Origin of the sequence: Aeromicrobium sp. Leaf245, from assembly GCF_942548115.1 — a bacterium.
Taxonomy (GTDB): Bacteria; Actinomycetota; Actinomycetes; order Propionibacteriales; family Nocardioidaceae; genus Aeromicrobium.
In genome coordinates, this window is record NZ_OW824151.1 from 1,789,065 (window position 1) to 1,801,078 (window position 12,014).

Genomic DNA, 12,014 nt, shown 5'->3' on the forward strand with positions numbered 1-12,014 from the left:
TGCCCCGCTGTTCGGCCCGGACCCCCTTGCGGGTCAGGAGGTGCGGCGGGTCGCGCTCAGGGCCAGAGGGCCGAGGACGGACCGGGCGTGGTCGCCGAGCGCGGTGATCGCGGCGTCGGCCTCGTCCTCGAGGCGCGCGATGTCACGCTCGACGGCCGCGAGGGCGCCCGTGCGCACCATCAGGTCCGTGAGCGGCTCCACCCCTTCGCGGGTGCCGAGGAGGCGGGAGAGGAGGGCGCGGTCGTCGTCGCTGCCGAGCTCGGTGGCCCGGGCGACGAGAACGGTGCGCTTGCCCTCTCGGAGGTCGTCCCCGGCGGGCTTGCCGGTGACCGCGGGGTCGCCGAAGACCCCGAGCACGTCGTCGCGCAGCTGGAAGGCCTGGCCGAGAGGCAGGGCGACGGCGCTCAGCCCGTCGATGAGGTCGGCGTCGGCGCCGGCGAGGGCCGCCCCGATGTGCAGGGGCCGCTCCACCGTGTAGGAGGCCGCCTTGAACCGCACGATGGTCATGGCCTCCTCAACCGTCACGGTCGGACGGGTCTGGGCGAGGACGTCGAGGTACTGGCCCGCCACGACCTCGGACCGGCACAGGTCGAGGAAGTGCAACGCCTCCGGGACGCGCGGCAGGCCGGACGAGCGCAGCTGCTCGTCGGCCCACGACAGCATCAAATCGCCCAGGAGCACCGCCGTCGACAGGCCGAAGCGCTCGGCGTCCCCCACGGCGTCCTGGCCCCCGGCCCGGTGCTGCGCCTCGAAGGCACGGTGGACGCTGGGGTTCCCTCGGCGGGTGTCCGAGCCGTCCATGAGGTCGTCGTGCACCAGCGCGCTGCCCTGCAGCCACTCCAGCGAGGCGGAGGCCGTGACCACGGCGGGGTCGTCGGGGTCACCACCTGCCACCAGCCAGCCCGCCCGGCAGAACGCCGCCCGCAACCGCTTGCCCCCGGCCACGAACGAGGTCGCCGCGTCGAGGAAGGGGGCCAGGTCGGGGCCCACCGAGACGAGGGCCGCGCGCCGATCGTCGCCGAAGCGAGAGAGCTCACGTGCGACGTCGTCCCGAAATCGGTCAAGGTCGGCTGCTCCCACCGTTCGGACGATACCGTTGGCCCGTGACTGACGGTCCTGCGCCCACGTCCTCGCGATCGCTTCTCGAGGACCTCCGCCACCCACGCCCGTGCGTGTCGTTCGAGTTCTTCCCGCCGAAGGACGATGCGGGCGAGGAGGTGCTGTGGCGCACCATCGCCGACCTCGAGCCGCTCCAGCCCACGTTCGTCTCGGTGACCTACGGGGCCGGCGGCACGAGCCAGGAGCGCACGGTGCGCGTGACGTCGCGCATCGCCGAGCAGTCCCGCATCCGCGCGATCGGGCACCTCACCCTCGTGGGGCAGAGCCGCGCGGAGATCGAGCAGGTGCTCAAGCAGTACGCGAGCGCCGGCATCCACCACGTCCTCGCGCTGCGCGGCGACCCGAAGGGTGGCCCGCGGGAGCCCTGGGAGCCGCACCCCGGGGGCATGGACCACGCGATCGAGCTGGTGGAGCTGGCACGCGACCTGGGTGACTTCTCGATCGGCGTCGCGGCCTTCCCCGAGGGCCACCCCGATGCCGGGGGCCGCGACCCGGACGCCGACGTCCTGGTCGCCAAGCACCGGGCGGGCGCGGAGTTCGCGATCACGCAGTTCTTCTTCCGCGTGCAGGACTACGTCGACCTCGTCGAGCGCACGCGGGCGCGAGGTAGCGACCTGCCGATCGTGCCGGGCATCATGCCGATCCTGAACTTCGGCCAGGTCGCGCGCATGGCCGAGCTCTCGGGGGCGGAGATCCCGCGCGAGGTGCTCGACGTCATCGAGCCGGTCGCCGACGACAAGGACGCCGTGCGCACGCGCGGCATCGAGCTCGCGACGCAGCTGTGCCGCGACCTGCTGGCCGCCGGTGCCCCCGGGCTGCACTTCATCACGCTCAACCGGTCCAAGGCGACGCGCGAGATCTTCGAGACCCTGCGGGGCGAGGGCCTGGTCTGAGGTCTGCTCAGGTGGCGGGACGACGGGGCACGGGACCGAGACGTTCGGCCAGGGCCTCGGTGGCCAGGCCGATCTCCTCGAGGGAGCCGCCCGGGTAGGCGTGGGCCCCGGCCATGAGCAGACCCGGTGGCAGGCGCGGCCCCGGTCGCTCGAGCATCGTGCGCCAGCCCCTCCACTGCCAGCCCCAGTGGCCGAGACGCACCAGGTCGGCCGGTCGCAGGTCGTGGCGCTCGACGACGTGCTCGCGCAGGTCGACGCCCACTCGGACGAGTGCGACGAGGGGGTCCTCGGCGTTGTGGTGCGTGATCGTCCAGCAGCCGGGCGAGGACTCCCACAGCTGCATGGGCGGGTCCGAGTGGATCGCCACGTCCCGGGGGAGGTCGGGGGCGTCCGCCGCCAGGCGGACCAGCGTGCGGTGCGCCGGGATCCGCGGGTGGAGCGTCGGCTCCGGCAGGCCGTCGGGCCACCACGGCGCGCACCAGGCGACGACGTCGGCCTCGACCGGACCGCCGTCGGTGGTCACGCCGGTCACGGACCCCCGGTCGCGGGTGATCCCCGAGGCCGCGGTGTGCAGGCGGACCTCGACCCGACGCTCCTGCAGGCGGGTCGTCAGGGCGTCGGCCAGCGCGGGCATCCCACCGTCGACGGCCCACCGCCCGAAGCCCCTCTCCACGTGGTGGACGACGGCTGCGGCGGCGGGCACCAGGCGGGGGTCGTCGCCGGCCAGGACCACGGGGTCCAGCACGATGCGCCGCAGCTGCCGGTCGTCGAGGACCCGCTGGGTCTCGCGACGCAGCGTGCGCCGCGCCTCGAGGATCCGGCGGGTGGAGCGGTCGAGCGCGTCCTCGTCCGGGACCTGGTTGAGCAGACGTCGGCGCACCGTGTCCCAACGGTCCGACATCGTGTCGAGCCAGGGGCTCCACGGGTCGACCCCGAAGGCCTCGACGAAGGCGTCGACCTGGCCCGACCGTCGGCCCATGGGCAGGTCCATCACCGTTCGGTCGGCGAACACGTGGCGTCGCCCGGGGACGGTCTCGATGGTCAGTGCGGCGTCCAGGGGGCGGCCGGACTTGCGGAACAGGTCCCGCAGCACCCCCGGGAGGGTGAACGTGTCGGGGTCGAGCTGCCACACGCCGTCACCGACCCGGTGACCGCGCAGACGACCGCCGAGCCGGTCGGAGGCCTCGAGCAGCACCACCTCGTGCCGCAGCTTCGCGAGACGCGCCGCGAGCGAGGTGCCGGCGAAGCCCCCGCCGACCACCACGATCCTCGCCATGCCCGCACCCTAGGTCATGCGCGAGGAGCCTCGGTGCGGACCGAGGCGCTGTGACACAGTGGCGCCATGCGTCCGGTGCGTCAGGAGATCATGTGGCAGGCGGTCCTCGACGCGATCGCGGCCGTGCCGGGGGAGGGTCCCTTCGACGTGCTCGACGTCGGAGGAGGAACCGGCGGTGACGCCGTCCGCCTGGCGGCGCTGGGCCACCGGGTGACCGTCGTGGACCCCAGCCCAGACGCCCTGGCGTCCCTCGGTCGTCGGGCCGCCGAGGCCGGCGTCGAGGACCACGTGGTCGGCGTCCTGGCCGACACCTCCGACCTGGGCGAGCACGTCGCCGCCGCCTCCACCGACCTCGCGGTCCTGCACGGCGTGCTCGAGTACGTCGACGATCCCGCGGAGGCCCTGGCCGCGGTGGCCGGCGTCCTGCGCCCGTCGGGCGTGGTGAGCGTGGTCGTGGCCGGACGGCCGGCAGCGGTGCTCGCCCGCGCGATCACCGGTGACTTCGACGGTGCCGCCACGATCCACGGCTCGACGGCGCCGACCTGGGACCTGCGCGCCCAAGGGCCTCGGCGGTACGTCGAGAGCGAGCTCGCGGCCGAGCTGGAGGGAGCCGGGTTCGCCCTCTCCTCCGTGTCGGGACTGCGGACCTTCGCCGACCTCGTGCCCAGTGCGGTGGTCGACACCGAGCCCGGCGCGCGGGAGCGGCTGTACGCTCTCGAGCGACTCGTCCGGTCGTCCAGCGAGTTCTCAGGGATCTCGGGTGGTCTGCACACCATCGCCCGCCTAGACTTGACGTAGTTCCACCTGACCAGGAGGCCCCCGTGCCACTCTCCGACGAAGAAGCCCGCCTGCTCCAGCAGCTCGAGCAGTCCCTTGCGGCCGAGGATCCCGACTTCGCCTCGACGCTGCGCGGGTCCAAGCAGGCGGCGCGCAACCGCAAGATCGCCGTCCTGGCGGGCCTCGGCTTCCTGGTGGGCCTGGGCGTCATGTTCGCCGGTGCGGTCACCGCCACCACCTGGCTCGGTGTCGCCGGGTTCCTCGTGATGCTGGTCGGCGCCTACTTCTTCGTCACGGCCTGGCGCCACGGCCTGGCCGCGTCGCCCGACGCCGCGCCCTCGCGCCCGTCCTCGCCCAAGCCCTCCGGGTCGTTCGTCGACCGCATGGAGGAGCGCTGGCAGCGTCGCCAGGAGGGCGACGACCTCTGACCCACCCGAGCCCGCGACGCTGAGTCGCCGGCCCTCGCACCACCACCCGACGCCGGGTCCCGCACACGCGGGGCCCGGCGTCGTCGTGCGTGCGGGGTCTCGTGCGTCCTCGAGCGGGCGTCGGGGCCCATGCGCCCTCCGTGGGGGCGATGTCGCTCCACCACGCTCCACCACGCGCCCCGGGTCGGCGCGCTTCCCGGTGCAGGGCTGCAATCCCAGCGCCGGACCGTCCTGGCGTCGGGGGAGAGGGCGGGCGGAAAGGTGCCGCGAAACCAGGCGAATCGGCTTGACGGTGGTGGAGTGTGGGGTACTGTGGTGCGAAATGGAGCATTCGTGGCGCGGTGGTCGCACCACGGGGCACGTCGCAGAGGGCGAGGTGGAAGGAGGTGGGCATCGATGCGAACAACTTCTTCGGCACCTACACGCCGCGTCTGGACGACAAGTCCCGCCTGTTCCTGCCCGCCAAGTTCCGCCCCCGGCTCGAGGGCGGCATCGTGCTGACCCGCGGCCAGGAGAACTGCATCTACGGCTGGACGACCGACTCGTTCAGCGCGTTCACCGACCGCATCCGCGAGACGCCGTTCACGAACCGCGAGGCCCGCAACTTCGTGCGCATGCTCTACTCCGGGGCCTCCTCGGAGGTGCCGGACAAGCAGGGACGCATCTCCATCCCGCCGGTGCTCCGCAGCTGGGCCGGGCTCGAGCGCGACGTCGCGGTGGTCGGGGCCATGGACCGCCTCGAGATCTGGGACGCCCGTCGCTGGGACGAGTACTCCTCGTCGCAGGAGGAGCAGTTCTCCGACATGTCGGACGAGGTGATGCCCGGCATCTTCTGACCACGCCCGCAGGGTCCGACCTCCGGCTGTCCGGTCCTGGCATCACTTCCCCGGTGCCAGAGCCGTACGGACGGGGATCAGGCCACACGGTCTCCACCACCCCGCTCCACGTCCAGCACGACCACCCCGCCACACCCCGACCCTCGAGCGCCCGAGGAGGTGCCATGAACCAACGACGCCGTGTCCGCCACGAGGTCGCCGACGCTGCCGTGCTCATGGCCTTCTCCGCCGGCGTGTCCGTGGCGATCGCCGTGGTGCTGGGCGTCGTGGTCGCGCTGACGGCAGGCGCCTCGTGACGACCGAGGAGCCCGGCGGACCCGACGCCCGCCACGTCCCCGTCCTGCTCGACCGCGTGCTCGACCTGCTGGCCCCGGCCATCGAGTCGAACGCCACCACGGGCTCGGGCGGACGGACCCCGGTCGTCGTCGACGCGACGCTGGGCCTCGGCGGGCACACCGAGGCGATGCTGCGCCGCTTCGAGCACCTGCGGATCGTCGGGGTCGACCGCGACACCGAGGCGCTCAGCCGCGCTCGCGCCCGTCTCGCGGAGTTCGAGGACCGGGTCACCTACGCGCACGCGGTGTACGACGAGCTGCCCGAGGTGCTCGCCGACGCCGGCCTGCGCCACGTCGACGGCGTGCTCTTCGACCTCGGCGTCTCGTCGATGCAGCTCGACCTCGCCGATCGCGGCTTCGCCTACGCGCAGGACGCGCCTCTCGACATGCGGATGACGCCGGGCGTGGGCATGACGGCCGCCGACATCCTGAACACCTATCCCGCGGACCGGCTCGCCCGTGTGCTGAGGGTCCACGGCGAGGAGAAGTTCGCCAAGCGCATCGCCGAGGCCGTCGTCGCCGCCCGGGACACCGAGCCGTTCACGCGCAGCGCTCGCCTGGTCGACCTCGTCCGCGACAGCATCCCCGCCGCGGCGCGGCGCACCGGCGGCCACCCCGCCAAGCGCACCTTCCAGGCGCTGCGCATCGAGGTGAACGACGAGCTCGCGGTCTACGCCCGGGCCCTGCCGGCCGCCCTCGACGCGCTCACCGTCGGTGGCCGGGTCGTCGTGCTGGCCTACCACTCGCTCGAGGACCGCATCACCAAGCGGGCCCTGGCCGAGGTCACCACCCTCAAGGTCCCGCACGGCCTGCCCGTCGTCCCCGCCGAGCTGGAGCCGCGGTTCCGTCAGCTCACACGGGGTGCCGAGCAGGCGAGCGACGCGGAGTCCGCGGAGAACCCGCGCGCCCGCTCGGTGCGGCTGCGGGCCGTGGAACGGACCGCGGCATGAGAGGACACGACGTGGCGAAGGGGGAGGGAACGGCATGAGCACGATGCACGCGGCACGTCCGCGCCAGAGGACCACCCGGCAGGCTCGACCCACGAGCCTGCCGCTGCGTCTCGTCGCGCCCGTGCGCAGCCGCGCGAGCCGGGCCCCCTTCGTGGTCGTCGTGCTGACGGTGCTCGGAGCGGGACTCGTGGGTCTGATCCTGCTGAGCACGGTCCTGCAGGCCCAGGCCTTCGAGATCGCGCGACTGTCGACCCGCGCCGACGCCCTGGGCGTCCAGCAGCAGGAGCTGCGCCGCGAGGTCGACCGCCTCCAGGCGCCGGCCGCGCTCGCCGAGCGAGCCATCCGCCTCGGGATGGTGCCCAACGCCAACCCGGCCTTCCTGCGGCCCAGCGACGGCGAGGTCATCGGTGACCCGGAGCCGGCGGAACCGCGCAGCAACGTGACGAGGGTGGACCGATGAAGCGCCAACGACTGACCCGCTCCCGGCTGCGCATCAGCCTCGTCCTGGTGGTGACGCTGTTCTGCCTCTTCGGCGTCCGGCTGTTCTGGATCCAGGGGCTCGACGCCCAGGCCTACGCGGCCATGGCGCGCCAGGCCGGGACGCACACGACGACCATCCCGGCCCCGCGCGGCGACATCCTCGACCGCAACGGCGAGGTGATCGCCACGAGCGTGGACGGTCTGACCCTCACCGCCGACCCGACGATGACGGCGGACAAGGCGCCCAAGATCGCCCGCATCCTCGTGACCTCGCTCGGCGAGGACCGGATCGACTACTTCGAGACGATCGAGAAGCTGCGCACCCCGAAGACCCAGTACGTGGTCCTCGAGAAGAACCTGCCCGCAGCCAAGGCCGACAAGGCGTTGAAGGCCGTCCGCAAGGCCGGACTGACCGGCGTGTTCGGCGAGAGCGTGACGCTGCGCAGCTACCCCGGAGGGAAGCTGGCCGCCAACCTCGTCGGCTACATGAGCCAGACCAAGGAGTCCGACAAGCCGGTCGGCGTCCAGGGCATCGAGCGGCAGTACGACGACCTGCTCACCGGCAAGGACGGCTCGGCCACCTACGAGGTGTCACCGAGCGGTCAGCGCATCCCCATGGCCGACAGCACCGTCGTCGAGATGGAGCCCGGCCAGGACGTCAAGACCACGATCGACCGGGACCTGCAGTGGTACGCCGACCAGCGGCTGGCCGACGCGGTGCGCTCGTCGAGCTCGGACTGGGGGCTCGCCATCACCATGGACGTGCGCACCGGACAGGTCGTCCAGCTCTCCCAGGCGCCGACCTTCGACCCCGAGACGCCCTCGACCCGCAACGACGGGAACACCGTCTCGCGCTTCGTCCAGACCGTGTACGAGCCGGGCTCGGTGCTGAAGACCGTCACCATGGCGGCGCTGGCCGACCAGGGCAAGATCACGCCCGAGACCCAGATCAAGGTCCCCGGCAGCATGACGATCGACAAGTATCCGATCGGCGACTACTGGAAGCACGGCACGATCAACCTGACCGCGGCCGGCGTCATCGCGAAGTCGTCCAACCTCGGCACGATCGTCGCGGCCCAGCAGATGGACAACCAGACGATGCACGACTACTTCCGGAAGTTCGGCTTCGGCGTCGGCTCCGGCGTGGAGCTGCCGGGCGAGTCCAAGGGCATCCTCAAGCCGGCCGCCGAGTGGACCAAGGCCAACCACGCCACGATCTCGTTCGGCCAGGGCATCTCGGTCACCGCGCTGCAGGTGGTGCGAGCCGTCGGCGCCATCGCCAACGGAGGCGTCATGGTCGACCCGTCGGTCGTCAGCGGGTACGTGGACCAGGAGGGCGCCACCACCAAGTCGCGGGAGACGCCCACCCGACGTGTGGTCTCCAAGAAGGCCGCCGCCCAGGTCACCCGCATGATGGAGGCGGTCACGGCCGACGACGGCACCGCCCCCGCCGCGCAGATCCCCGGCTACCGCGTCGCAGGCAAGACGGGCACCGCCTGGCGCGTCAACCCCGTCACGGGACGCTACGTGCGCGGGCAGAACACCGTCTCCTTCATCGGCTTCGCCCCGGCCGACGAGCCCCGGTTCGTCACCTACGTCGTCCTCGACAAGCCCTTCAGCAACGCCGGCGGTGGCTCCACCGCCGCCCCGGTCTTCCACGACATCATGTCGATGGCCCTCGAGCGCTTCGGCGTCACGCCGACCGGGTCGAAGTCCCCGAAGGTCGAGCAGGAATGGTAGGCGGGGCGCACTCGTCGTTCCTCCTCGTGCTCGGTCGCGGCTCCCTCGCTGGCGCTCGGTCACCGCTGCCCGCCTCGGCTGCGCTCGCTGGCGCTCGCTTGCCGTTGGAGGTGAGTCCTGCGTTCGGTGGAGCTCGCTGCCGTTGGGGGTGGGTTCTTCCTTCGCTGGTGCTGGGTTCGCGGCGGGTACCGCACGGTGGGGGTGGAACGGGTTCCGGGGCGGGGTGAGGAGATGGCGGGGACTCGCTACGTTGGAATCGTGACGGACTCCGACGGCTCCACGGCGATCATGCGGACCCGGCCCAGGGAGGTTCGGGCGCTCACCCTCGCGGACGTGGCCGACCACCTCGGCGTGCCGGGGCCCGGGACGCCCGCGGACGCCACGGCGGTCACGGGCATCACGCTCAGCACGCGCACGGTGCGGCCCGGCGACCTCTACGCGGCCCTGCCCGGCGGCCGCGCGCACGGGGCCGACTTCGTCGACTCCGCCGAGACGGCAGGTGCGGTCGCCGTCCTGACCGACGCCGAGGGCGCGTCCCGCCTCTCCACGCTGCCCACGATCGTCGTGGACGGACCCCGGTCGCGACTCGCCGAGCTCAGCGCCTGGTTCCACGACCACCCGACCACGGCGTTCACGACCCTCGGCATCACCGGCACGCAGGGCAAGACCACCAGCACCTACCTGGCCGAGTCGGCCGTCGGCGCCGCCCGCAGCGCGGTCGTCGGCACCATCGGGACCCGGGTGCGGGGGATCGCGGCCGACTCGGCGCTGACGACCCCCGAGGCGCCGGACCTCCAGGCGCTCTTCGCGGTGATGCGCGAGGAGCAGGTCGAGCTCTGCGCGATGGAGGTCTCCAGCCACGCCCTCGTGCAGGGTCGCGTCGACGGCTTCGCCTTCGACGTCGCCACGTTCCTCAACCTCGGACGTGACCACCTCGACTTCCACCGCGACCTCGACGAGTACTTCGCGGCCAAGGCGAGCCTGTTCACCCCCGAGCACGCCCGGCGCGCCGTCGTGAACGTCGACGACGAGCACGGCCGACGCCTCGTCGAGCTGACCGCCCTGCCGGTCACGACCTTCTCGACGGAGGGACGGGTCGCCGACTGGCGCGCGGCCAACGTGCGCCCGCACCGCCTCGGGACGGACCTGGAGGTCCTCGGCCCCGACGGCCTGGAGCTGGAGCTGCACGTCCCCCTGCCCGGCGTGTTCAACGTCGCGAACGCCCTCGCGGTCATCTCGTCGCTCGCGACGGTGGGCCACGACCCGGCCGCGCTCGCCGCCGGCATCGAGACCAGCCGGGGCGTCCCCGGCCGCATGGAGCGGGTCGAGGCCGGCCAGAGCTTCACGGCCGTCGTCGACTACGCGCACAAGCCCGACGCCGTCGAGGCGGTCCTGACGGCCCTTCGGCCGGTCACCGCAGGCCGGCTCGTCGTCGTGATCGGCGCCGGCGGCGACCGCGACCACGGCAAGCGGCCGCTCATGGGCGAGGTCGCGGCCCGCTACGCCGACCTCGTGGTGGTCACCGACGACAACCCCCGCACCGAGGACCCTGCCGCGATCCGCCGTGCCGTGCTCTCCGGAGCCTCCGGTGGCGCTGCCGAGGTCGTCGAGGTTCCGGGACGTCGCGACGCGATCGCCCACGCCGTGTCCGTCGCCGAGCTCGGCGACACCGTCGTGGTGGCGGGCAAGGGACACGAGCAGGGCCAGGAGGTCGGCGACGTGGTCCACCCGTTCGACGACCGGGACGTGCTGCGTGCCCTCATCGAGGAGCACGCATGATCCCGATGAGCCTCTCCGCGGTGGCCCGGGTGGTCGACGGCGTGGTGCACGGCGACGGCGACGTGGTGGTCACCGGTCCGGCCACCCTCGACTCGCGTGCGGTCGAGGGCGGCGGCCTCTTCGTCGCCCTGGCCGGCGAGCACGTCGACGGCCACGACTTCGTCCAGTCCGCGCTCGACGGGGGAGCGGTCGCGGTCCTCGGGTCCCGGCCGGTCGAGGCACCGACCGTCGTGGTCGACGACGTCACGGCCGCGCTCGGACGTCTGGCGCGCCACGTGGCCGACGAGATCGACGCCGAGGTCGTCGCGATCACCGGGTCGCAGGGCAAGACCAGCGTGAAGGACCTCGTCGCCCACCTGCTGGGTCGCGCGGGCCCGACCGTGGCGACGGCCGGCAACTACAACAACGAGCTCGGCGTCCCGATCACGGTCCTGCGGGCCGACCACGACACCCGCTACCTGGTGGTCGAGATGGGCGCCCGTGGGGTCGGGCACGTCGCCCGGCTGTGCGGCATCGCGCCGCCGGACGTGGCGGTCGTGCTGAACGTGGGCAGTGCGCACGTGGGCGAGTTCGGGTCGGTCGACAACATCGCCGTGGCCAAGGGCGAGATCGTGGAAGGTCTGCAGCCCGATGGCGTCGCGGTGCTCAACGCCGACGACGCGCGGGTCGCCGCCATGGCGGCGCGCGTGCCGGCCGGTGCCGCCGTGGTGCGGTTCGGCCGGACCGCCGACGGCCCCGACGACGTGCGCCTGGACGACGTCCACGTCGACGGGCGCGGCGAGCCGGACGTGACGCTCTCACGGGCAGGCCGACGCTGGACGACCCACGTGCCGCTGCCCGGTGCCCACCAGGGCCTCAACCTCGCGGCCGCCGTTGCGGTCGCCGCTGCCCTCGACCAGCGGGTCGACGAGCAGGTGCTCTCGGACTACCGCTCCGCCAGCGCCCAGCGGCTCCAGCGGCTCGAGCGGTCCGACGGCGTCGTCGTGCTCGACGACTCCTACAACGCCAACCCCGAGTCGGTGGTCGCCGCGATCGAGACGCTGCGGACGATCGACGCCACGCGCAGGGTCGCGGTCCTGGGGGAGATGCTCGAGCTCGGCGCCGAGGCCCACCTCCGGCACGTCGAGATCGGCCGTGCGGCGGCCGACGCCGGCCTCGACCTCGTGCTGGCCGTCGGCCAGGGGGCCCGCGGGGTCGCCGAGGGCGCCGGTGCGCAGGCCCGCGAGGTGCCCGACGTCGACGTGGCGCTCACCACACTCCGCGCGTGGCTCGAGCCGGGAGACGTCGTGCTCGTGAAAGCATCGAGGGGAGCGCGCCTCGAGCGCGTCACGGCAGGACTCCTCGACGCCTGACCGGCATACTCGTGCACGACCCTGAGCCCGCCCACGTCCCCCCACCCCC

12 protein-coding genes are annotated in these 12,014 nt (G+C 73.0%); 10 read left to right on the plus strand and 2 right to left on the minus strand.

The features are described from left to right. Positions 1 to 33: 33 nt before the first annotated feature. The gene (locus NBW76_RS08885; protein ID WP_235497671.1) at positions 34 to 990 is read right to left on the minus strand and encodes a polyprenyl synthetase family protein; all 957 of its coding nucleotides are present in this window, start codon (positions 988 to 990) and stop codon (positions 34 to 36) included. Positions 991 to 1,103: 113 nt separating this feature from the next. On the opposite strand from NBW76_RS08885, the gene metF reads away from it, so the two are divergent. Further along, complete coding sequence (metF, locus tag NBW76_RS08890) at positions 1,104 to 2,012, plus strand: methylenetetrahydrofolate reductase [NAD(P)H] (protein WP_055965733.1); 909 nt, start codon at positions 1,104 to 1,106, stop codon at positions 2,010 to 2,012. A 7-nt stretch (positions 2,013 to 2,019) separates the two neighbouring features. Here metF and NBW76_RS08895 read toward each other — a convergent pair whose 3' ends face one another. Continuing rightward, positions 2,020 to 3,288 (minus strand): NAD(P)/FAD-dependent oxidoreductase, encoded by a 1,269-nt coding sequence (locus tag NBW76_RS08895; protein WP_055965735.1) that lies wholly within the window; start codon positions 3,286 to 3,288, stop codon positions 2,020 to 2,022. Positions 3,289 to 3,354: 66 nt separating this feature from the next. Between NBW76_RS08895 and NBW76_RS08900 the strand changes: the two genes are divergently transcribed. The 9 genes from NBW76_RS08900 to murF all read left to right on the plus strand — a co-directional run bounded on the left by NBW76_RS08900 (position 3,355) and on the right by murF (position 11,965). Beyond that, a complete protein-coding gene (locus tag NBW76_RS08900; RefSeq protein ID WP_056555599.1) occupies positions 3,355 to 4,086 on the plus strand; it encodes a methyltransferase domain-containing protein in 732 nt (243 codons plus the stop codon). 23 nt (positions 4,087 to 4,109) lie between these two features. Next, positions 4,110 to 4,493, plus strand: coding sequence for a DUF3040 domain-containing protein (locus tag NBW76_RS08905; RefSeq protein WP_055965740.1), 384 nt, complete (start codon positions 4,110 to 4,112; stop codon positions 4,491 to 4,493). 386 nt (positions 4,494 to 4,879) lie between these two features. Continuing rightward, positions 4,880 to 5,329 carry a division/cell wall cluster transcriptional repressor MraZ gene (gene mraZ / locus NBW76_RS08910; protein WP_250246796.1) on the plus strand — a complete coding sequence of 150 codons (450 nt, stop codon included), beginning with the start codon at positions 4,880 to 4,882 and terminating at the stop codon, positions 5,327 to 5,329. Between the two features lie 164 nt (positions 5,330 to 5,493). Further along, entirely contained in the window at positions 5,494 to 5,625 is a 132-nt protein-coding gene (locus tag NBW76_RS16865; protein ID WP_255353829.1) for a hypothetical protein, read from the plus strand. Next, positions 5,622 to 6,614, plus strand: coding sequence for a 16S rRNA (cytosine(1402)-N(4))-methyltransferase RsmH (gene rsmH / locus NBW76_RS08915; protein WP_056555601.1), 993 nt, complete (start codon positions 5,622 to 5,624; stop codon positions 6,612 to 6,614). The genes NBW76_RS16865 and rsmH overlap by 4 nt, the downstream gene beginning before the upstream one ends. Before the next feature lie 34 nt (positions 6,615 to 6,648). Beyond that, the gene (locus NBW76_RS08920; RefSeq protein WP_056555604.1) at positions 6,649 to 7,074 is read left to right on the plus strand and encodes a hypothetical protein; all 426 of its coding nucleotides are present in this window, start codon (positions 6,649 to 6,651) and stop codon (positions 7,072 to 7,074) included. After that, positions 7,071 to 8,834 carry a penicillin-binding protein 2 gene (locus tag NBW76_RS08925; protein ID WP_056555607.1) on the plus strand — a complete coding sequence of 588 codons (1,764 nt, stop codon included), beginning with the start codon at positions 7,071 to 7,073 and terminating at the stop codon, positions 8,832 to 8,834. The genes NBW76_RS08920 and NBW76_RS08925 overlap by 4 nt, the downstream gene beginning before the upstream one ends. Positions 8,835 to 9,092: 258 nt before the next feature. Continuing rightward, entirely contained in the window at positions 9,093 to 10,613 is a 1,521-nt protein-coding gene (locus tag NBW76_RS08930) for a UDP-N-acetylmuramoyl-L-alanyl-D-glutamate--2,6-diaminopimelate ligase (RefSeq protein ID WP_235493020.1), read from the plus strand. Continuing rightward, positions 10,610 to 11,965, plus strand: a complete 1,356-nt coding sequence (gene murF / locus NBW76_RS08935) for a UDP-N-acetylmuramoyl-tripeptide--D-alanyl-D-alanine ligase (protein ID WP_056555610.1) — start codon at positions 10,610 to 10,612, stop codon at positions 11,963 to 11,965. The genes NBW76_RS08930 and murF overlap by 4 nt, the downstream gene beginning before the upstream one ends. Positions 11,966 to 12,014 lie beyond the last annotated feature (49 nt).